Genomic DNA, 23,483 nt, shown 5'->3' on the forward strand with positions numbered 1-23,483 from the left:
CCACAGATTAAAATGATTTACACAGATTTTTTGCTCGGAATTCACAACTTTAAGCATAAATTAATTCGTGAAAATTCGTGAAATTCGTGGCGAAAGAAAAAATCCTTTTAATCTTAATAATCTGTGGCTAAAAAATTTATACTTTATATTTTGTCTGGATTATCAGAGATAATTCCATCGACTTTATAACTTTTTACTTTTTGAATATCTTCTTTACTATTTACTGTCCATGGGAAAACTAAGAATCTTTTTTCCTGTATTTTGCTTACGTTTTCTGGATTTAATAAATGAAAATCAGGATTAATGGCTTTTGCTTTGATCTTTTCGGCGAAAGCCAAAGCGGTATCAAGATTTTCTTCTGTTAAAACACCAATTGCAATTTTTGGATTTAACTTTGATGTTTCCTCCAGCATATTCCAATCGAAACTTGAAACTATAAAATGATTGTAATTCCAGTCTTTTTCTGAGATATATTCTTTTATAAGAGATACAACTTTACTCGGAGTTCCTAAACCTTTTAATTCGATATTGATCAGACATTTTTTGTCAATTAAATCAAAAACTTCGTTTAAAGTTGGGATTTGATATTTCCCATCAATTAAAAATGATTTTAATTCTGCTAAAGTAAAATTATTTACAAGACCTTTTCCATTAGTGGTTCTGTCTATAGTTTCGTCGTGAATTACGATAATATGTTCGTCAGAGCTAAGATGAACGTCAAGTTCAATTCCGTCTGAATTTAAGTTTAATGCTTTTTGGAAAGCTTGTAAAGTATTTTCAGGTTCGTAGGCTTTGGCGCCTCGATGTGCAATCTTGAGCATGTGTTGTTTGTTTAACAGCAAAGGTCGCAAAGTTTTACGCAAAGGTCGCAAGGTTTATAAAAAAAAGTTAGCCACAGATTAAAGGATTAAAGGATTTTTTCTTTCGCCACGAATTGCACGAATTTTCACAAATTTAAATATGATAAATTAATTCGTGGAAATTCGTGGAATTTGTGGCAGACAAATCTGTGGCTAAAAAACTTTGCAGTTAAATCAGTTCCAGTAAAACAATATCAAATTCACTGTCAACAATTACTTTACCGTCAATTACTTCAACATTTTGATTAGAGTAAGTATCTTTTAATTTGGTTCCGTTTGGGAAGACATCGCCAACAGGAAGCTCTTTTCTGCCTTTTGGTAAATCTACTCCCATAATTACTTTGTCTGTAAAGACACCTTTTATATAGATTCTCGAAAATGTGTAAGGATACGGATTAATTAATTTGTGAACGCCGGCTCCAACGGCTGGATGATTTTTTCTAAATTGCCCTAATTTCTGCCAATGAAAAAGTGTTTTCTGCGTTTCAGGATTGTTCTGAATATCGTCCCAATTCATATTTGAACGTAAAGTGGCATCGCCATTTGTGCCTTCAATTACTAAAGAACGATTCGATTCATCGCCGTAATAAACCTGTGACATTCCGGGAGAAAGTAATAGTTTAGTTCCGGCTTCAATACCTTTTACTCGATTGGCATCAAAAGGCTGTCCGTCATCGTGTGAAGATATATAGTTTAAAACCGAATATCCTTTTAAATCATTATTCAAAGCATTCGAATATTTCGAAAATAAACCTTCGTAATCGCTTTGAGCAGCATTCCATTTAAATTCAAAATTGATCATGCTATTGAAACCATTTTGAAAATAATTTACTTTTCGATCTCCAAAATCATAATCCTGTCCGCCGCTTATTCCGTAACCGTAAACCTCCGCAATAGTGTAAAAAGGATTCTGATCTAAAACTTCCAGCGGATGATGTTTTTTCCAGGTTTCAAATGCGTAATCACATTGTGTTTTAAAATCGGACCAAACGCCTTCTTCGGTATGTTTTACGGTGTCGGCGCGATAACCGTCAATTCCGAATTCTGTGATATAATCGGTAAGCCATTTTATGATATAATATTTTGGACTTCTTGGATATCCTGTTCTTTTGAAGAATTCATCCAATGAAGCAATTTCTTTTTCGTAACGACCTTCTTTTTTCCATTTTTCGGTTAAAAAAGGGGGCAGTTCTACATTTTGAGTGCTTTCGGTTTTTACGTCTGGAAGATTTTCTACCAAAGTACACATCGTTGTATTTTCAAATGATTTGTAATCGCAGACAACTCCTGTTCTTACCCAGTCAGAAGGCCAAACGGGATCTTCGGGAGTTACCGGTCCGGTATGATTGATTACGCCGTCAAGAATTATTCTGATGCCTTTTTCGTGTGCTTTTTTTACGAGTTTTGCTAGGTCTTCTTTAGTTCCGAAGTTGGGATCAAGAGCCGTCCAATCTTTCGCCCAATAACCATGAAAGCCGTAACTAAGACCTGTTCCTTCGTCAACACCGTCATGAATTTGTTCTACAATCGGCGTAAGCCAAATGGCATTTATTCCTAATTTTTCAAAATATCCTGATTCGATTTTTTTGGTAATTCCGATGATGTCACCTCCTTCAAATCCGCGTAATTTTCCCGGAGTTTTGGTTCGGTTGAAGTTGATATCGTTTGAAGGATTTCCGTTGTAAAAACGATCTGTAAGTAAAAAATAAACATTTGCCCCTTCCCAAACGAAAGGTGTTTTCGAAGTATTTTCGTTATTCATTGTAACTGATTTTGAGCCAGAACAACTCATTATTAAGTATACTAAAGATAGAGAAAGGAAAGTGTATTTTTTCATTATTTTAGAATATTTTAGGATGCATTGTGTTGAAAAAAAATAGCCACAGATTAAAGGATTTAAAAGGATTTTTTTTCGTTTGCCACGAATTGCACAAATTTCCACGAATTATTATATACAAAATAAATTAGTGAAAATTCGGGAAATTCGTGGCGAATAAAATCTGTGTTAATCGTATTAATCTGTGGCTAAAATCCTTTGCGTAGACGCACTGCTGTGCGCCTCTACGTTATATGCTTTGTGTGTAATATTATTCCAATTCTAAAACCAAAGCTGATTTTGGCTCCAATGTAATTTCAGCAGCTAAATCGAATGTTTTTCCTGAAATAACATCTTTTCCTGATTTAAAGTTTTTGATGTTTTCTTTAAAACGGTTTGTTTTTACGACCTGCTCTTTTGCATTGTTATTGAAAACTACCATTACCGTTTTAGCATCTGTATATCTGAAATACACATAAGTATTATTCTCAGGAATATAATGTGTCATTTTTCCGAAGTGAACTGCTTCATTTGATTTTCTCCAGTTGAACAATTTCGAAGAGAAATCAAAGTAAGCTGCTTGCTCTGTTGTTCTTCCTTCTTTTGTAAAAGCATTGTTTTTATCACCAGCCCATCCTCCTGGGAAATCCTGACGAATATCGGCATCGCCGCCTTTTCCTTTATCACCGCCCATTCCAATTTCTGAACCGTAATACAATTGTGGAATTCCGCGAATTGTAGCCAATAAGGTCATCGCTAGTTTGTATTTTGGTAAATCATATTTGAACTTTTCGTTCATACGATCTGTATCATGATTTTCGGCGAAGACCAAAATATTATTGGTATTTGGATATAAATAATCCATTGCGAAATTGTTGTAGAATTTAATCAATCCGTTGTCCCAGCTTGGTTCATTTTCGTTGAAAGAAGAAGTAATCTGACTTTGAAGCGTAAAATCCATTACACTTGGAAGGTTTGAATTGTAATTTTCGATAGCACCAATTTTACTGTCTTTTTGCCAATAAGCTAAATTCGCCTGATTGTGCATCCAGATTTCTCCCACGATATTAAAATTCGGATATTCATTTGTAATTGATTTTGCCCAATTTGCCATCGCAGTTTGGTCAGAGTAATTATAAGTATCAACTCTAAAGCCATCAAGATTAGCAAATTCGATCCACCAGATTGCATTTTGAGTTAAGTATTTTGCTGCTAGAGGATTTCTTAAATTTAAGTCCGGCATCGAAGGAACAAACCAACCGTCAACACAAACTTCCTGATCTATTTTTGAAGCGTGAATATCTGTAATTACTTCACGACGGTGATGTGTTTGTGTGAAAGTTTCGAATTGATTGAACCATGTTTTGGTTGGAATATCTTTCATCATCCAGTGCGTAATTCCCCAGTGATTGGTAACATAATCCATAACCAGTTTTAGGTTCTTTTTGTGCATTTCTGCTGATAAACGAGCGTAGTCATCATTTGTTCCGTAACGCGGATCTATTTTGTAAACATCAGATTGTCCGTAAGTATGATATGAATGCTGTTTGTCGTTGTCTTCGCATAAAGGTGTGCTCCAAATTGTTGTCGCGCCAAGAGACGAAATATAATCTAAGTTTTTGATAATCCCTTCGATATCTCCGCCGTGGCGTCCGCTTGGATCTTGACGGTTTCCTTTTTCAGTTAAAGAAGCATCGCTGTCATTTTTAGGATTTCCATTAGCAAAACGATCCGGCATGATTAAGTAAATCAAATCTGATGCATCGTAACTTTTTCGATCTGCTGAATTTGCTCTTCTTTCTTTAAGCGAATATTTCTGCGTAAACGCCACTTTATTTTTGGTTTTGAAAGAAAAAACCAATTCAGAAGCTTTTAGGTTTTGAGTATCAATTGTAACGAAAATGTAGTTTGGATTTTCTGTTTTTTCTACATTTTTAATCGTCACATTATTTGAAACTGAAGCTTCATATTGTGCAATGTCTTTTCCGTAGAACATAATCTGGAGTTCCGGATTTTTCATTCCGGCATACCAAAATGGTGGTTCTACTTTTTGAATTTGCGCTTTCGCGGAAGCGGAAAATAGTAGAACAAACAGAATTATTTTATAAATCGAATGGTTATTTTTTAGGTTATTCATAGTTTTTCTTTTTAGTTCGATTTCCTGCAAGGTTTTGAAAACCTTGTAGGTATGAATTGAGTAAAGTAAAGCTTTTAGAAGACCTACAAGGTTTTTAAAACCTTGCAGGACGACTATAAAAGATTAAAAAAAAGACAAGCAATTTTGGGGAGAATTACTTGTCTTTTTAGGGTGTTATTTGGTTTCAATAACGCTTATTGCATATCCTCCGCCTGGAGCAGATAACTGCGATAATTTTGATTTGCTTGTTACGGCAATTTTCTTAATTGTATAAGCCTGCGGATTAGTTTTGTAATGCGCATCTTTTGCATCAGCATAAATGGTTGCTGTGTATTTTTTTCCTTTTTCAAGGAAACTGAAATCGATGTTTGATGTACGCGGAGTTTCTCCGTTTACGTTTCCAATAAACCAGTTGTTTGTTCCTTTTGCTTTACGTGCAACAGTAATAAAATCTCCCGGCTCAGCTTCAATATATTTACTTTCTGACCAATCTACAGCCACATCTTTAATGAACTGGAATGCATCTGGAAAACGGTTGTAGTTTTCCGGTGTATCTGCCGCCATTTGTAACGGACTGTACATAGTTACGTATAAAGCTAATTGGTTCGCCAATGTACTATTTACATGCGATTTATTATCAGGATTCATTTTGCTGATATCCATTTCGAAGATTCCCGGCGTGTAATCCATTGGTCCACCGATTAAACGTGTAAATGGTAAAACCGTTACGTGATTTGGTTTAGAACCTCCAAAAGCTTGGTATTCTGTTCCTCTTGCTGCTTCGTTTCCAATTAAGTTAGGATATGTTCTGCAAATTCCTGTTGGACGAACTGCTTCGTGAGCGTTCACCATAATTTTATAATCTGCAGCTTTTTCAATTGCATATTGATAATGGTTTACAATCCATTGATCGTAGTGATTTTCACCGCGAGGTAAAATATCTCCAACATATCCGCTTTTTACAGCATCATATCCGTTGTCTTTCATGAATTGATATGCTTTGTCCATATGACGCTCGTAGTTACGAACTGAACCTGAAGTTTCATGGTGCATGATAATTTTGATTCCTTTAGATTTTGCGTATTCGTGCAAACCTTTTACATCAAAATCAGGATAAGGCGTTACAAAATCAAAAACATAATCTTTTGAATGTCCAAACCAGTCTTCCCAGCCTTCGTTCCAACCTTCAACTAAAACAGCGTCGAAACCATTTGCAGCAGCAAAATCAATGTATTTTTTTACGTTAGCATTGTTTGCGCCGTGCGTTCCGCTTGGTTTTGCTTTTGAGAAATCAGAAACTCCCAATTGAACTGTTGGAAAATCGTTTGTATATGACCAAGAGCTTTTTCCTGTAATCATTTCCCACCAAACACCAACGTATTTTACTGGTTTAATCCAAGAAGTATCATCAATTTTTGATGGATCGTTTAAGTTTAAAGTCATTTTTGAAGACAAGATTTCTGTAGCGTTATCACTTACCATAATCGTTCTCCAAGGCGAGTGACTTGGCGCCTGCATATAACCTTTATCTCCTTTTGCATCTGGCGTTAACCAAGATTCGAAAACCATGTTTTTATCATCTAAATTCAAGTGCATACAAGAATAGTTGATCAAAGCTGCTTCGTGTAAATTGATGTAGATTCCGTCATTAGTTTTTAACATCAAAGAAGTTTGAACTCCTGTTGGTGAAAAAGATTTCTGAGAAACGTTTGCTGTATATGCTTTTTCAGAAAGGCCTCTAATTTCAGATAATTTCGATTTTGTATAATCGTATTCCTGCGTATCATAATCTCCCGGAATCCAGAAAGCAGTATGATCTCCAGTCATTGCAAATTGTGATCTTTCTTCTTTAATTACAAAATAAGTAAGATTCTTTTGTGCCGGAAATTCATATCTAAACCCAAGTCCGTCTTCGAATAAACGAAAACGAATTACGATTTGTCTGTCTGTTCCTTTTTGGTTTAAAGTGACAGCCAGTTCATTATAATGATTTCTGATGTTATCTACTTCTCCCCAAACCGGTTTCCAGGTCTCATCAAAAGTTGAAGTTTTGGTATCAACAACTGTAAAGTCATTTAGTAAAGATTTTTTGTCATCTTTAAGTTCTAGACCTAATTTACTGGTTTTTACAACTTCTTTGTTTTTGTATTTTAAATTGTACGTTGGAGTTCCGTCGTTTTGAAGAGAAAATTCCATTACGAACTTGCCTTCGGGTGATTTTAATTGCTGCGCTTTTGCAACGGTGCTAAACGCAAACAAAATTAAACTTGCGAAAAATAAGTTTTTCATGTTTTTTAGTTTTTAAGTGTATTGTAATTTAATTTATTTGTGCAAATTTACTTGCAATCACAGGATTTCCGTTAACTACAATTGTTAAATCTTGATCGCCGTCTACCGTAAATGTTGTTTCGTTATGATTTACAGCTACTTTTAAAATTTGGTTTCTAAAATTAATTTTAAAAGAGTAACCTTTCCATTCTTTTGGAATTTTTGGAGAGAAATGCAATTGACCATTTTTCACTCTCATTCCGCCAAAACCTTCTACAATACTCATCCAGGTTCCGGCCATTGACGTGATGTGACAGCCTTCTTCCACTTCTTTATTATAATCGTCCAAATCCAGACGAGAAGTTCTTAAATAGAAAGTATAAGCCATATCCATTTTGTCTAAAACAGCAGCCTGAATTGAGTGTACGCAAGGCGAAAGTGAACTTTCATGAACAGTAAATGATTCATAAAATTCGAAATTACGCTTCAATTCTTCTCTTGAAAAATGATCTTCGAAGAAATAAAAACATTGTAAAACGTCGGCTTGTTTGATGTATGGCGAACGTAAAACGCGATCCCAAGACCATTTTTGGTTTATCGGACGCTGTGAACGGTCTAAATCTTTTACCGGAACTAAATCTTTGTCTAAGAAACCGTCTTGCTGCAGATAAATTCCTAATTCTTTTGAAGTTGGAAAATACATATCATTGGCTACTTTTTTCCATTCGTGAATTTCATTCGAAGTAAGGTTTACTTTTTCTAAAACACGTTTGTGATCTGCCGGATATTCTAAAGCTACTTTATTGATTTGATCTGCAGCAAAATCAATACACCATTTTGCAATATAATTGGTATAAAAATTATTGTTGATGTTGTTTTCGTATTCGTTTGGTCCGGTAACTCCAAGAATTACATATTGATTTTTCTCTTTTGAGAAAGATGCTCTTTGGTGCCAGAAACGTGCAATGCCAATTAAAACTTCTAAGCCTTTTTCTGGAATATAAGAGTAATCTCCGGTATAACGGTAATAGTTGTAAATCGCAAAAGCAATCGCACCATTTCTGTGGATTTCTTCGTGTGTGATTTCCCATTCGTTGTGGCATTCTTCACCGTTCATGGTAACCATTGGATACAACGCTGCGCCGTTTTTGAAACCTAAATTATCTTTAGCATTTTCAATCGCTTTATCTAATTGATTGTAACGGTATGTCAATAAATTCCTAGCAACTTGCTGATCTTTTGTTGCCATGTAAAACGGAATACAATAAGCCTCAGTATCCCAATACGTTGATCCGCCGTATTTTTCTCCGGTGAAACCTTTTGGGCCAATGTTTAAGCGGCTGTCTTTTCCTGAATAAGTTTGATTTAATTGGAAGATGTTGAAACGGATTCCCTGCTGTGCTTTTACATCACCTTCAATTGTAATATCTGACATTTCCCAGATTTTTGCCCAAGCTTCAATTTGATTTTGAAGCAAAACATCGTATCCTGAATTTACTGCCGATTTAATTACTTTTTCGGCTGCAGCCAAAGTATTTTCGTGGTTTAAAGAAACCGTATATCCACCAATTTTTTGGATTGATGAGGTTTGTCCTTTTGCGATAATAGTTCCGTAAGTGTACTGAACTTTATCTGTTGTTGAATCGATTGTTGAAGGAGAAACATGAATATCTTCACCATTTGCCAAAATCGTATTGTGCATGAAAGTCGTAACTTTAAAATGCGTCTTAAACGTTTGAGCGGTTACAAAAGCTTCGTTTGTGCCTTTTTTAACTTCAAGCGGTTCCCAGAATTTTTCTTCCCAGTTGGCATCTTCATTGGTTACGCCAGCGTCAACGTAAGGTTTGTAAACGATTTTTGCATCTTTATTTAAAGGTGTAATATCGTATTTAATGATTCCGGCTTCATCTAAATCTAAGGAAAGAAAACGACGAACGTTAACGGCGATTTCAGTTCCGTTTTTTAGAACTGCTTCAAAAGAACGATTGTACCATCCTTCTTTCATATTCAATTCTCTGCGGAAGTTTCTAACTTCGGTACAATTATTTAAATCAAGATTTTCTTCGTTGATTTCAATGTCAATTCCTATCCAGTTTGGAGCATTTAAAACTTTGGCAAAATATTTCGGATATCCGTTTTTCCACCAGCCTACTTTTGTTTTGTCCGGATAATAAATTCCAGCAATATAACTTCCCTGAAAAGTTTCTGCTGAATATGTTTCTTCAAAATTGGCGCGTTGTCCCATAGCACCGTTCCCGATACTAAAAAGACTTTCAGACGATTTTACTCTCTCGGCATCAAATCCTTCTTCTATAATTGACCAATTGTCTGGTTTTATATAATCTTGGTTCATTTGTTTTTAAAGTGTTTTTCGTGATTGATTGATTTATGATTGATTTTACTTTGTGATTAATGATTCGATAAAGTTTTCATCTATTACAGTGAAATCTTTAAAAATGAAATCAGCCTCATGCAAAATTGTTTCCTCACCAATTCCCACACTTACCATTTCTGCAATATTTGCTGCCTGAATTCCGGCAACAGAATCTTCAAATACAATTGAATTTTTTGGATCAATATTTAATAATTGAGCCGCTTTTAAGAAAACTTCCGGATCTGGTTTTGCATTGGTAACGTCATTTCCGTCAACAATAACATCGAAGTAAGAGATGATCCCTGTTTTTTCTAAAATTGGTCTTGCATTTTTACTGGCTGAACCTAATGCAATTCCTTGGTTTTTATCTTTTAATAGTTGCAGCGTTTTAAAAACACCAGGAAGAATCTCGTTTTCATCCATGTCAACTAAATAAGATAAGTAATCTTCATTTTTTTGAATTAACCATTTGTCTTTGTCTTCCTGAGAAGCCTGAACATTTCCTAATCCAAGTATAATATCCAACGAACGAACTCGGCTCACGCCTTTTAAAAGTTCGTTGTCTTCATGCGTAAAATTTATATTTAGAGATTGTGCAATTTTCTGCCAGGCTAAAAAGTGGTATTTAGCGGTATCAACGATCACTCCGTCAAGATCGAAGATGAATGCTTTTTTATTATTCATGAATTTCAATTTTAGTTCTGCTATTTACTCTAAGTGTAAGTAATCCGGCAAATATCATCGATACACCTCCAATTATTAAGGCATAAATAGGTTCATTGTGAAAGAATTGTTTAATTACAAATCCTAAGATTGTAGCGGCTACAATTTGTGGTATTACGACAAAAAAGTTGAAAACTCCCATGTAATAACCCATTTTTGCAGCAGGCAAAGCTCCAGAAAGCATAGCATAAGGCATTGATAAAATACTTGCCCATGCAATACCAATTCCTAACATTGGCAGGATTAGCATTTGTTTATCACCAATAAAATAAATCGAAATTAAACCAACACCTCCAGCGCATAATGCTAATAAATGTGTTGCTCTAACGCCTACTTTTTTTGCAATAACTGGTAATAAGAAAGCTACGGCCGCAGCGACTCCGTTATAAACCGTAAATAAAACAGAAACCCAGTCGGCAGCATCATTGTATACTTTTGAAGTGGTATCTGTTGTACCAAAAATATGCTGGGTAACGGCTTGAGTTGTATAAATCCACATGGAGAAAAGCGCAAACCAAGAGAAAAACTGAACCCAAGCTAATTTTTGCATTGTTCTTGGCATATTCAATAAATCGGTCATGATTATGGTAAATCCATTTTGAACTTTTTTAGTTCGTAATTGTGATGCAATTACAAATAAAACGCCCATGAAAATTAGTCCGATGAATAAAATATATAGTTCTTTTGCAAGGCTGTTTTCGAAAATTAGAAATGAAACTAATCCTCCAATAGCGGCAAATATTAATCCTAAAAACAATTGTTTTTTAATCGTAACACCCGTTTCTGCTTCTGAATTTAGAGCATCTTTATCTAAATCTTTTTTGCTGTTCGCTTCAAATGCATGAAGTTCCTCTGGAGTATATTCGGTTGTTTTAAAAACAGTCCATAAAACAGAAAGAAGGAAAACAATTCCGCCAATATAGAAAGACCATTTTACGGCATCCGGAATAATTCCTTTTGGAGCAACGTTGCTTACATCAAAGACATTTGTGAAAAGATAAGGCAAAACTGAACCAACAACGGCTCCGGTACCAATAAAGAAACTCTGCATTACAAAACCTAATGCACGCTGATGGTCTGGTAAATTATCGCCAACAAAAGCACGGAAAGGTTCCATTGAAACGTTTATCGAAGCATCCATGATCCATAGAGTTCCTGCCGCAATCCACAAAGTAGGAGAGTTTGGCATAACGAATAATGCGATTGAAGACAAAATAGCTCCAATTAAAAAATAAGGGCGACGTCGGCCTAAACGAGTCCAGGTTCTGTCACTGAAATAACCAATAACGGGCTGAATAATTAAACCAGAAACAGGCGCAGCAATCCACAAAATTGGGATTTCATCTATTTTAGCACCAAGGGTTTCAAAAATTCTTGAAGTATTTGCGTTTTGCAGTGCAAAACCAAACTGTATTCCTAAGAAACCGAAACTCATGTTCCAAATTTCCCAGAAACTTAATTTACGCTTTTCCATTATCGTAATTTGTGAAAAATTATACGATAAGCGCTTTGCTTATCAAAACTTACTGTTTTTTCGAAGTAAAAGTAAAAGCTTTGACGGCCGTAAAAGTATAAATTATTTTTAGATATATGCTAACAAAAAAGCCATAAATATTTTTTATGGCTTTAGAAAGTATTGATTTTAAGAATTTTAGTCAGTAGATTCTCTTTTTATTAAATGTGTTTCTATAACTTCTGTTGTGTAGTTTTCGTTTTCTTCTTCGTCATCATCATGCTCAGCTTCGAGTCTTTCAATAAGCATTTTAGCCGCTTTATTTCCCATTTTTTCTCCACTTTGACTTACGGTTGTGATACTTGGAGTGGAGTATTTTGAGATAATTCCGTCAGTAAAAGCAATTACGGCTAAATCTTCTGGAACTTTTAATCCCATTTTTGAAGCTGTTTTGATAATTGTTACTGCAAAAAGCTCATTTACAGCAAAAACAGCATCGAAAGCACGATCATGCAAAAGCTGACTGATTGTAATTTCGCAGGTATCTACGTCCTCAATTTTAATAATTAAATCTTCATTGAAGGGAATTCCGTTGTCTAAAAGTGCTTTTTCGTAACCATCTGTTCTCAATTTTCCGACACTTACATAATCGACTGTAGTTACTAAAGCTATCTTTTTTCGCCCATTGTCAATCAAACTCTGAACGGCTTCATAAGCGGCAGCTTTATCATCAATAATAACCTTATCGCATAAAATATCGTTGGTCACGCGGTCGAACATTACAACCGGCATTCCTTGATTGATAACTTCTGTAATGTGGTGAAAATCACCTTTAAATTGGGTTTCTTTAGAAAGAGACATGATAAAACCGTCGATACTTCCGTTGGCTAACATTTCCATATTCAGGACTTCTTTATCAAAAGAATCATCAGATAAACAAATCACAACGCTGTATCCATTTTCGTTCGCAACCTGCTCAATTCCGTTGATAACGGTAGAGAAAAAATAATGTACAATTTCCGGAATGATAATACCAATACTTTTGGTTTTTCGATTTTTTAAACTAAGGGCAATATTGTTGGGCTTGTAGTTGTAAAACTTTGCAAAAGCCTGCACTTTTAAGCGCGTTTCTTCTCCAATTTCAAGGCTGTTTCTGAGTGATTTTGAGACAGTTGAAATAGAGACATCGAGTTCCTTTGCAATCTGTTTTAAGGTTATTTTGCGTTTCATGGCGTGAATTGAAAAAAATCTAATTAATAATAAAGGTATCTGAAATTTTTATAATTGGCAATTTTTGACTTAAAAGATTACAAAAAATAGAAAGTTTTCAACACTACCACGTTTTCGTAAACCAATTAAAAATGCCTCTCGTCGACCGTGTTAATAAATTCCTAATTTTGAAATTCGAAGTAAAATTAAAAACTTAACTAACAATCACAAACTCAAACTAATTTAAACAAAAAGTATGAAAACAATTTACAAAAAGTTGTTATTTTTATTCCTATTGTTGCCGTTTACAGTGTTAGCTCAAAACACTTTAAGCGGGACTGTTGTCGATAAAGCAACAGGTCAGCCAATACCAGGAGTAAATGTAAATGTACAAGGTGCTCCAAGCGGTGCATCAACAGGATTTGATGGTAATTACCAGCTGTCAAATGTTAAAAGCGGAAACAAAATTGTAGTTTCTTTTATTGGGTACAAAACGCAAACGATTGAGTATGCCGGACAAAAAACTCTAAACGTTTCTTTAGAAGAAGATACAAATCAACTTAAAGAAGTTGTAGTACAAGTAGGTTACGGAACTGTTAAGAAAAAAGACGCAACAGGATCAGTATCTCAAATTTCTGCTAAAGAATTTAACAAAGGTATTAACGTAACTCCAGAAAGTTTAATCAGCGGACGTATTTCGGGCGTTAATGTAACAGGAGGAGGCGCGCCAGGTGCAAAAGCAGATATCAGAATTCGTGGAGGATCTTCTTTAAATGCATCAAATGAGCCTTTGATCGTTTTAGACGGATTGCCTTTAAGTAATGCAGTACCAAGTGGAGCTACTAGTATTTTATCTACAATTGATCCTAATGATATTGAGTCATTTACAGTTTTAAAAGATGCTTCTGCTGCTGCGATCTATGGATCTCGTGCTGCAAATGGTGTAATTGTTATTACAACTAAAAAAGGAACAAAAGGTGGTGTTAAAGTAAACTTTAGCTCTCAGGTTGGTATCAATACTGTTGCTAATACTGTTGACGTGATGAGTGCAGATCAATTCCGTGAATTGGTTAATACAAAAGGTACTCCTGCTCAACAAGCTTTATTAGGTAACGCAAACACAAACTGGCAAGATGAAATCTTTCATACAGCTTTAACAACAAACAACAATATCTCTGTAAGTGGTGCTTTATTTAATAAATTGCCTGTAAGATTATCTGTTGGAAATGTTGATAATCCTGGAATCCTAAGAAACACTTCTTTTGAAAGAACTACGACATCGTTATCGTTAAATCCAGTTTTATTTGACAATCATTTAAAAATTGATATTAGCGGAAACTTATCTTTTGGAAAAAATCAATTTCAGGACGAAGGAGCAGTAATTGGAAGTGCTATCGGATTTGATCCAACGCAGCCAGTATATCAGGCAGGATCTCGTTATGGAGGATATTTCGAATGGTTAGAGCCTACTGGAAACTTGCCTTTATTGCCAGCAAGAAACCCTGTAGCAAGATTGAATCAAGATGAAAGAAGAGCAACTTCTACAAGAAAATGGGGAAATGTTAGATTGGATTATAAATTCCATTTCTTCGAAGATTTGAGAGCTGTTGTTGAAGCTGGTATCGATAGATTTGATAGTAGCGGTTACACAGAAGTAAGTACTCAAAGTGCTTTAGGATATCAGCCAAAACCTTTCACTGATCCAGGTTATGTGAACTTAGGAAACTATAATCACTATACTGATGCACTTCAAAACAAAAACTTAAATGCTTATTTTAATTATACTAAAGATTTAGGAAAGTTTAAAATTGATGCAACAGCAGGTTATAACTATCAGTTATTCCAAAAAGAGAAATATTCATCAGGAGAAGTTAGACAGCCAAATCCTAATGCGGATGTTGCTACAGATCCAGATGTTAATTTACAATCTTATTTCGGTCGTTTAAACTTAGGTTATGACAGTAGATATTTATTGACACTTAACTACAGAAGAGACGGAACTTCTCGTTTCTCTGAAGATAACAGATGGGGTAATTTTGGAGGAGCTGCTTTTGCATGGAATCTTTCTGAAGAAGCTTTCTTAAAAGATAATGCAACAGTATCAACTTTAAAATTAAGAGTTGGTTACGGTACAACCGGACAACAGGATATTTCTGCGCAGTATGATTATTTACGCAGAGTAACTCTTGGAACAATTAATACACAATACATTTTTGGAAATACTGTTTATTCAACAGCAAGACCAGAAGGTTATAATGAAGATATTAAATGGGAAGAGCTGGCAGAGACAAACGTAGGTATTGATTACGGTTTCTTCAATGATAGAATAACTGGATCTATCAATTATTTTAATAAAAAATCAACAGATTTATTAGCTGATATCGCAGTTCCTGATGGAGCTAATCTTAGAAATCAAGGTTTCTTTAATATTGGTAGTGTAGATACAAAAGGGGTTGAGTTTAGTATTCAGTCGGATATTGTTAAAACAGATGATCTGAATTGGAATGTTGCTTTTAATGCTACTTATATCGATCAGAAAATTGCTGATTTAGGAATTACTGTTCCAGGTTTTCAAGGCTATTTAGCTGGCGATAATATTGCTGGAGGAAGTGGAAATAAAATTCAAATAAACTCTGTTGGATACGCTCCAAACTCATTCTTTGTTTACGAACAATTATATGATGCAAACAAACGACCAATTGCTGGTGCTTATGTGGATAGAAATGGAGATGGAAAAATAGATACTGGAGATCGTTACAGATTTCATAAAACAGCTCCAGATTATACTTTCGGATTGTTTTCTACTTTAAACTATAAAAAGTTCGACTTTACAATGAACTGGAGAGCGAGTTTAGGGAATCGTATTTTTGATAACGTAAGTTCTAACTTAGGATATTCTGATGCAGGTTTAAGAAGACAAACAGATTTATCTAACGTGAGTTCAGATTACTACAATACTGGTTTTACATTTGAAGACAACGGTACACAGCGTTATTTATCAGATTATTTTGTTAAAGATGCCTCTTTTATAAAACTGGATAATGTAACTCTTGGATATACTTTTGATAAAACAATAATTAAAGGGGCTTCTCTAAGATTTACTGCTGGTGTACAGAATGTATTTATTCTAACCAAATATGATGGTTTAGATCCGGAAAAATTCAATGGAATTGATAACAATGTTTATCCAAGAGCAAGAACATACTTGTTTGGTGTTAATGTGAATTTCTAATAGGAACTGAAATCAAAATTTAAAAAATAAACAAAATGAAAATATCATTTAAATATATAAGTTATTTTTTCCTATTCGTTTTAGGATTAAGTATGACGCTTACTTCGTGTACGGACGACTTAAACGTGACGCCAAAGGATGATGATGAATTTTTATCTGAAACTTTTTTTCAAGATCCGGCATCATACAAACAAGTACTTGCAAAATTATATGCAGGACTATATGTAGGAGGTAACGATGGAGATGGAGATGCAGCGGTTCCAACAAAAAGCCCTGATATTGCAGGACTTGGAGGAGATTTTAGTAGTTACTTAAGGTTACTTTTTGTAACTCAGGAATTTACAACAGATGAAGCAATTATTGCATGGGCAGATGGTACTTTACCAACATTAAATAGTCAAACCTGGTCTCCGGCAAATGAATTTTTGGCAGGAACTTTCTCTAGAGCATTTTATCACATTAGTGTTGCTAATGAATTTTTAAGACAAACTACAGATGAAAAACTAACTGCAAGAGGAGTTGATGCTAATCTAAAAACGCAAATCGCTGCTTTTAGAGCAGAAGCTCGTTTCTTGAGAGCTTTTTCATATTATAATTTAATGGATTTGTTCGGTAATGTGCCAATTACAACAGAAAATGATCCTGTTGGATTCTTTTATCCGGTACAAAAATCAAGAGCAGAAGTTTTTGCTTTTGTTGAATCTGAATTAAAAGACTTGGATAATAGCTTAGTTGCTTCAAAAGCAAATGAATATGGAAGAGTTGACAAAACTGCTGCTAAATTTTTATTAGCTCAGCTTTATTTAAATGCTAAAGTATATACAGGTACTGCAAGAAATGATGAAGCAGCGACATTATGTAATGAAATAATTACTAGTTCAGGTTATACTTTTGCAAATGTTCCTTACGGATACTTATTTTCTGCAGACAATAACAGAAACGGTGCTCAAAGTGAAGTTATCTTTCCTATTATTGGTGATGGTAATGCAATTAGAGCTACTGGTGGAGGAATGAGTTTTATTATGCACGCTTCAATTGGAGGAAGTATGAACGCTGCATCCAGAGGTATGGACGGAGGATGGCAGGGAATTAGAACTCGTAGAGAGTTTGTAAATCTTTTTCCTGATGAAACTGCAACTGGTGATAAGAGAGGTACATTTTATACAAATGGACAATCAAAAGACATCAAAAATGTTGGAACTTTTACAGATGGTTATGCTGTAACTAAATACATCAATGTTAATTCTGATGGATCTGCAGCACAAAGAAATGATATTCCAGATATCGATTTCCCAATGTTCAGATTAACAGATGCTTATTTAATGTATGCTGAGGCAACGCTTAGAGGTGCATCAACAGGAAATATGGGTACAGCTTTAGGGTACATCAATCAAATTAGAACAAGAGCCGGAGCTCAGACTATAACAACACCTCAACTAACCCTTGATTTTATTTTAGATGAAAGAGGAAGAGAGTTGTTTTGGGAATGCCACAGAAGAACTGATTTAATCCGTTTTGGGAAATTTACTGGTGGATCAAAAATCTGGCAATGGAAAGGTGGTTCTATAAATGGAAGCGCAACTGAATCATACAGAGATTTAATGCCTATTCCTGCAAGAAATATACAAGCAAATCCAACATTAAAACAAAATCCAGGATACTAAACTAACCTATAACTAAAAATAAAACAAAATGAAAAATATATATAAAGTATTAATCGCATTCATTGGTGTATTAGCTGTGTCTTGTAATGCTGACGATGTAGAAAACAGACCAGTAATCGAGGCAGCAACTGCTCCCGTATTATTAAATCCTAAATCTGATTTTAGTATCGTTCTATCGAAAGAAACTGAAAACAATGTAGCAACAATTGTAGTATGGAATGATGCAAAATATGAAGGATCCCAAACAGTTGTTAATTACACAATCGAAGTAGCAAAAGCAGGAACAAATTTTGCTGTTCCTGTAGTTGTGTCAAATACTACTGAAAGAGTTAAAAGTTTAACGGTTGCTGAATTAAACTCAGCTTTAGTAAATGGTGGTTTTGTTGAAAAAGAAGAAAACAAAGTTGATATTCGTATCAAATCTGTTGTAGGTGCTTCAGGTTTGCCTCAATATTCTAATGTTTTCACTATTACAGCTACTCCATACCACGTACCATTAGCAAGTTCTCACTGGTTAGTAGGTGCTGCAACTCCAGGAGGATGGACATGGGCTGGTGATGCTGAAACTGAATTCCCATTAGTAATTGGAAAAACAGATGTTTATCAAGTAACAATTGTTCTTAAAAGCGGAGAAGCATTTAGAGAATTCTTAGGAAATAACTTTACAAGTGATGGTAACTGGGATTCTAGTCATAACTACACTTACTATTCAGGATTAGGATTTACAATTGATCCAGAATTAGTAAACGCAGGAGATGGAGACAGTAACTTTAAATATACTGGACCAACAGGATCAAGAGTTCTAACAATTGATAATGGTGCAAAAACTATAACATTAGACTAATTCCTAATGTAGATAAACAAAAGGGCTATCTTCAGATAGCCCTTTTTTAATCATTTACCTAACCGAATTATTATGAAAAAAACTTTACTCTTATTTTTCGTTTTATTGTCTGTGTTTTCCTTTGCACAGCAGCAAACGGTTACCTATTCTGTTAGCCCTGCAGCTTTTGAAGAAACTACTTCTATAACTATTACAGTTAATGGAAACAGTATTAATGAAGCTACATGGGGCGTTACAGATCATTCTCTTTATATGTGGGCGTGGGCTTTTGATACAAACGACACGACACAAAAAGGTACTCCAAACAATGGTTCTTGGGAAGCTTCTAGCGATGCCAGCAAGTTTACTTATAATGCAGGTACAGATACTTATACAAAAACAATTGTTCCAACTACTTATTACAACACTACAGGAATTGGAAAAATTGGTTTTTTAATTAAAGCTAAAAACGGAACAGGCGATAAAAAGTCTCAGGATATTTTAGTTGAGGTAGGATCTTTTCAGGTAAATCTATCTGCACCAGTTGAAAATAGCGCAACAATTATAGCTTCTGGTTCTAACTTTACTATCACAGCGACAAATACAAACGGGAATGCAAGTTATTCTTTAAAAGCAAACGGAGCTGTTATTAATACAAATACAAGTACAGCAAGTTACTCGTATTCTCACACCAATATTACCGGTAATCAAAGCTATGAATTAAGTGCAACTCAAGGAGCAGTTACGATTGTAAAAAAGTTTTCGGTTGTAGTAAATCCTAACACAGTTTCAGCAGCGATGCCGGCTGGCTTGGTTGACGGAATTAATTATAATAGTGCAGATGCTTCAAAAGCAACTTTAGTTTTAGACGCACCTTTAAAAGATTTTGTTTACGTAGCAGGAAGTTTCAATAACTGGCAGCCAACTTCGGCGTATGCCATGAAAAAAGATCCAACGTCTGGGAAATTTTGGCTGGAACTAACTGGCTTGGTTTCAGGTGTAAATAATACATACCAATATTGGGTTGTAGATGCGACGCCGCTTGCAAATTCTCCTGCAATGGTAAAAACTGCCGATCCGTATTCGACTTTGGTTTTATCTCCATATGATGATCCGGGAATTCCTGCAGCTTCTTACCCAAATATTCCTGCTTACCCAGCAGGACAGCAATTTGAAGTTACAGTTCTTAAAACAGGACAAACGCCTTATAATTGGCAAGTAACAAACTTTACAAAACCAGCAAAAGAAAAATTGGTTGTTTATGAAGTTTTGGTTCGTGATTTTGATGCTGCTAAAAATTATCAAAGTTTAATAGATAGGATAGATTATTTTAAAAATCTTAAAATAAATGCAATCGAATTAATGCCCGTAATGGAATTTGAAGGCAATGAAAGCTGGGGTTATAATACATCATTTCATATGGCTTTGGATAAATTTTACGGATCATCTGATAAATTGAAAGAATTGATAGATGTATTCCACCAAAACGGAATCGCAGTTATTCTTGATGTTGCGCTAAACCATGCTTTTGGAAGAAATCCAATGGTGAGAATGTGGATGAACGATCCTGATGGAGACGGTTTTGGATCTCCAACGGCTGAAAATCCTTATTTTAATATGGTTGCAAAACATACTTATAGTGTTGGAGAAGATTTTAATCATCAATCACTTAAAACACAGTATTATGTTAATCGTGTTATTAAACAATGGATTGAAGAATATAAAATCGATGGTTTCCGTTGGGATTTGACAAAAGGATTTACACAGGCTTGTACAGCTTCAGATGAATCTTGTACGAATGGATATCAGCAGGATAGAGTTGATATTCTTAAGAAATATGCAGATTATTCATGGAGTTTAGATCCAACACATTATACCATTTTCGAACATTTAGGAACTGATACTGAGGAGCAGCAATGGGCAAATTACAGAATTGCCGAAACGCCAAGTAAAGGTATTATGATGTGGGGAAAAATGACAGATCAATACAATGAATTGTCAATGGGATACACAAGTAATATTACAAGAATGTCAAGTGCAAGTCGTGGTTTTACAGCAAACCGTTTAATGGGTTATGCAGAAAGTCATGATGAAGAAAGACTGATGTATAAAAATATACAATACGGAGCTTCAAATGGTTCATACAATGTAAAAACATTAAATACCGCTTTGTCAAGAATGTCTGCAATTGGAGCGGTTTCTTTACTTGTTCCGGGGCCGAAAATGATTTGGCATTTTGGAGAATTAGGATGGGAGAAATCTATTTTTACTTGTAATGATGGAACAGTAAATGATGCTTCAGCAACAATAGCAGGAGATTGTAAATTAGATACAAAACCACAGCCGCAATGGGTAAACAATTGGTTAGGAGATTCAAATCGTAGTAAAATCTACAACGATTGGGCAAAAATGATTACGTTAAAAACGGTAGAGCCGGTATTTTTAGGAACTTCTACAATTACAAATGCTAATTCATCAACAGTAAACATCAAAATTACAAATGCAAGTTTAGCTTCAACACAATTAAAAGATGTTGTGATTTTAGCCAATTTTGGTACTTCTGCACAAAATGTTGCAACAGGCTTTCCTTACACAGGAACTTGGTACAATTTAATGGATAATACAACAATAAATGTTACGGATGTAAATGCTGCAATAAATTTACCAGCAGGAGAATACAGAATTTATGGTAATAAAACAGCAAATCTTGCCATTGAAGATTTTGAAAAAGGAAATTCAGTGAGTTTGTATCCAAATCCGGTTTCAAATTACTTTACCTTAAATACTGCTTTTACAAAAGTTCAGGTTTATTCAATTTCTGGACAATTAGTAAAAAGTTTTGCTTCAAATGGTAATGCTGATTTTCAATTTGGCGTAAGCGAATTACAGACAGGATTGTATGTCGTAAAAGCTTCAGATGAAAATAACAAAGTTCAGGTAATGAAGTTTATCAAAAAATAAACGCTGAAAAAAATATATCTCTAACAGATTAAAAATTTGGTTTGGTTAGTAATGAGAAAGGGCTGTTCTATTGAAAAATAGACAGCCCTTTTCTGGTTTAGTTGTTTATTGTTTTCGTTTATTTCTTTTTATCGTTGTATTCTCCAATAACGGCAAAATAACCAAAAGTCCCTAAGCCCAAAACAATAAGGGGCGTTAGAATAAAAAGAATAATGATGCCAAAAACTAAATCATCTTGCTGGTCTGATAATAATTTAGGTAAGCCAAATTCAAACACGCAGAAATAAGCGGCTGCAACTGCCAAAATAACCCATAAAACGCCTAAAGTTTGTTTGATTTTGTCCATGTTCATAAAATGTTAAAGATGATTAATTTTGTTTTTGTTGTCTATGTAAATCATTCCAATCACAAAGCAGATTGAAGCTATAATAATAGGATACCAAAGTCCGTCAAGATAAAAATCACTTTTTCCCGCCGCTTTTGCATGCGTTACAAAATAAGTCGAAATTGCCGGCAGCAAACCTCCAAAAATTCCATTTCCTACATGATAAGGAAGTGACATCGAAGTATACCTGATTTTAGTTGGAAACATCTCAACCAAAAATGCCGCAATTGGCCCATAAACCATTGTAACAAAAATAACCTGAATGAAAACTAAAAAAATTAAGGTCCATTCATCGCCAGAATTGATATTAATAATAACACTGCTTTGAGATTTCTTCTTATCAGCAAAATCTGTCTTCTTTTCAATATACGTAGTTCCATCAGTATAGGTTTTTGAAAATGTGGCAATTACATCATTATTTTTTGCTGTTTCCGTATTTTGGGTTGTTCTTTCTACGATTTCTGTTTTATAATTAACATCAGTCGTGTTGTACATCATCTTATATATAGGTCTGTAAAACAGAATAGCAAGCAGCATTCCAGACATCATAATATATTTTCGGCCCACTTTATCACTCAGCCATCCAAAAACAATAAAAAACGGAGTGCCTAATAATAATGCAATTCCCAGTAAGCTATCAACCTGAGAAGATTCTACATTCATAACCGTTTTCATAAAACTCATGGCATAGAATTGTCCGGTGTACCAAACAACCCCTTGTCCCATTGTGGCTCCAAATAAAGCCAGCAAAACAAATTTCAAATTATATCTATTACCAAAACTTTCTTTTAACGGATTTGTACTTGTAGTTCCTTCCTTTTTCGCTTTTGCAAAAACAGGCGATTCATCCATATTTTTCCGAATCAAATAAGAAACGCCAACCATAACAATAGAAACCCAAAAAGGAACGCGCCATCCCCAGGAATCAAAAGCTTCACTTGAAAGTATATTTTTAGTAGCCAGAATTACCATTAAAGAAATAAATAAACCAACAGTTGCTGTGGTTTGAATCCACGAAGTCCAATATCCTTTTTGACCAACAGGAGCATGCTCTGCAACATAAGTAGCCGCGCCGCCATATTCTCCGCCAAGGGCTAAACCTTGTAATAAACGTAAAATCAAAACTAATAATGGAGCAAGAAAACCAATCGTTTCGTAACTCGGAATACATCCAATTAAAAAAGTAGAGCCTCCCATTAATAATAAAGTAGCCATGAAAGTATATTTTCTGCCAATAATATCGCCTAATCTTCCAAAGAACAAAGCTCCAAAAGGTCTAACAACAAATCCGGCAGCAAAAGTGGCTAAAGTCGATAAAAAAGCAGCGGTGGGATTATCACTGGGAAAAAATTTTGTAGAAATTACAACAGCCAAACTTCCAAAAATATAGAAATCATACCATTCAATCATTGTTCCCATAGAAGAGGCAGAAATTACTTTCCAAATGCCTTTAGTAGAAGTTTTACCCATAAAAAACGCTCTGTGTTTTTAATAATAAATAAAAAGCTATAATACGATTTCACGAATATAACGGATATTTTTTTATTTAGTTAATACTTTTTTAACAAAAACAACTTA

General features: G+C 34.7%; 14 protein-coding genes. 4 read left to right on the forward strand and 10 right to left on the reverse strand.

All coding sequences use genetic code 11. From position 1 onward, the window contains the following. Positions 1–143 precede the first annotated feature (143 nt). From NLJ00_RS07345 to NLJ00_RS07380, 8 genes are all read right to left on the reverse strand, one after another. Positions 144–821 (reverse strand): glycerophosphodiester phosphodiesterase, encoded by a 678-nt coding sequence (locus tag NLJ00_RS07345; protein ID WP_256636746.1) that lies wholly within the window; start codon positions 819–821, stop codon positions 144–146. Positions 822–1,029: 208 nt separating this feature from the next. Further along, complete coding sequence (locus NLJ00_RS07350; protein ID WP_256636747.1) at positions 1,030–2,697, reverse strand: alpha-amylase family glycosyl hydrolase; 1,668 nt, start codon at positions 2,695–2,697, stop codon at positions 1,030–1,032. Between the two features lie 250 nt (positions 2,698–2,947). Beyond that, a complete protein-coding gene (locus NLJ00_RS07355) occupies positions 2,948–4,813 on the reverse strand; it encodes a glycoside hydrolase family 13 protein (RefSeq protein ID WP_256636748.1) in 1,866 nt (621 codons plus the stop codon). Positions 4,814–4,987: 174 nt separating this feature from the next. After that, positions 4,988–7,102: a glycoside hydrolase family 97 protein gene (locus NLJ00_RS07360; RefSeq protein WP_256636749.1), complete on the reverse strand. Its 2,115-nt coding sequence runs from the start codon at positions 7,100–7,102 to the stop codon at positions 4,988–4,990. A gap of 28 nt (positions 7,103–7,130) precedes the next feature. Beyond that, a complete protein-coding gene (locus NLJ00_RS07365; RefSeq protein WP_256636750.1) occupies positions 7,131–9,434 on the reverse strand; it encodes a glycoside hydrolase family 65 protein in 2,304 nt (767 codons plus the stop codon). 45 nt (positions 9,435–9,479) lie between these two features. Beyond that, on the reverse strand, positions 9,480–10,139 hold the full coding sequence (pgmB, locus tag NLJ00_RS07370; RefSeq protein WP_180857272.1) for a beta-phosphoglucomutase: 660 nt from the start codon (positions 10,137–10,139) through the stop codon (positions 9,480–9,482). Beyond that, the gene (locus tag NLJ00_RS07375; RefSeq protein ID WP_256636751.1) at positions 10,132–11,652 is read right to left on the reverse strand and encodes an MFS transporter; all 1,521 of its coding nucleotides are present in this window, start codon (positions 11,650–11,652) and stop codon (positions 10,132–10,134) included. Before NLJ00_RS07375 ends, pgmB begins: the two co-directional genes overlap by 8 nt. A 177-nt stretch (positions 11,653–11,829) precedes the next feature. Continuing rightward, on the reverse strand, positions 11,830–12,861 hold the full coding sequence (locus tag NLJ00_RS07380) for a LacI family DNA-binding transcriptional regulator (protein WP_053469995.1): 1,032 nt from the start codon (positions 12,859–12,861) through the stop codon (positions 11,830–11,832). A 235-nt stretch (positions 12,862–13,096) separates the two neighbouring features. Between NLJ00_RS07380 and NLJ00_RS07385 the strand changes: the two genes are divergently transcribed. The 4 genes from NLJ00_RS07385 to NLJ00_RS07400 all read left to right on the forward strand — a co-directional run bounded on the left by NLJ00_RS07385 (position 13,097) and on the right by NLJ00_RS07400 (position 21,520). Beyond that, the gene (locus NLJ00_RS07385; RefSeq protein WP_256636752.1) at positions 13,097–16,072 is read left to right on the forward strand and encodes a SusC/RagA family TonB-linked outer membrane protein; all 2,976 of its coding nucleotides are present in this window, start codon (positions 13,097–13,099) and stop codon (positions 16,070–16,072) included. Positions 16,073–16,107: 35 nt separating this feature from the next. Next, complete coding sequence (locus tag NLJ00_RS07390) at positions 16,108–17,736, forward strand: RagB/SusD family nutrient uptake outer membrane protein (RefSeq protein WP_180857275.1); 1,629 nt, start codon at positions 16,108–16,110, stop codon at positions 17,734–17,736. 28 nt (positions 17,737–17,764) lie between these two features. Beyond that, positions 17,765–18,580 carry a SusE domain-containing protein gene (locus NLJ00_RS07395; RefSeq protein ID WP_256636753.1) on the forward strand — a complete coding sequence of 272 codons (816 nt, stop codon included), beginning with the start codon at positions 17,765–17,767 and terminating at the stop codon, positions 18,578–18,580. A gap of 72 nt (positions 18,581–18,652) precedes the next feature. Then, positions 18,653–21,520 carry an alpha-amylase family glycosyl hydrolase gene (locus NLJ00_RS07400; RefSeq protein WP_256636754.1) on the forward strand — a complete coding sequence of 956 codons (2,868 nt, stop codon included), beginning with the start codon at positions 18,653–18,655 and terminating at the stop codon, positions 21,518–21,520. 118 nt (positions 21,521–21,638) lie between these two features. Here the strand turns inward: NLJ00_RS07400 and NLJ00_RS07405 are convergent, their stop codons facing one another. Then, the gene (locus tag NLJ00_RS07405; protein WP_053470000.1) at positions 21,639–21,866 is read right to left on the reverse strand and encodes a DUF6814 family protein; all 228 of its coding nucleotides are present in this window, start codon (positions 21,864–21,866) and stop codon (positions 21,639–21,641) included. Positions 21,867–21,878: 12 nt separating this feature from the next. After that, positions 21,879–23,375: an MFS transporter gene (locus tag NLJ00_RS07410; RefSeq protein WP_256636755.1), complete on the reverse strand. Its 1,497-nt coding sequence runs from the start codon at positions 23,373–23,375 to the stop codon at positions 21,879–21,881. Between the last annotated feature and the right edge of the window lie 108 nt (positions 23,376–23,483).

It is taken from the genome of Flavobacterium panici (genome assembly GCF_024499525.1).
Lineage (GTDB): Bacteria > Bacteroidota > Bacteroidia > Flavobacteriales > Flavobacteriaceae > Flavobacterium > Flavobacterium panici.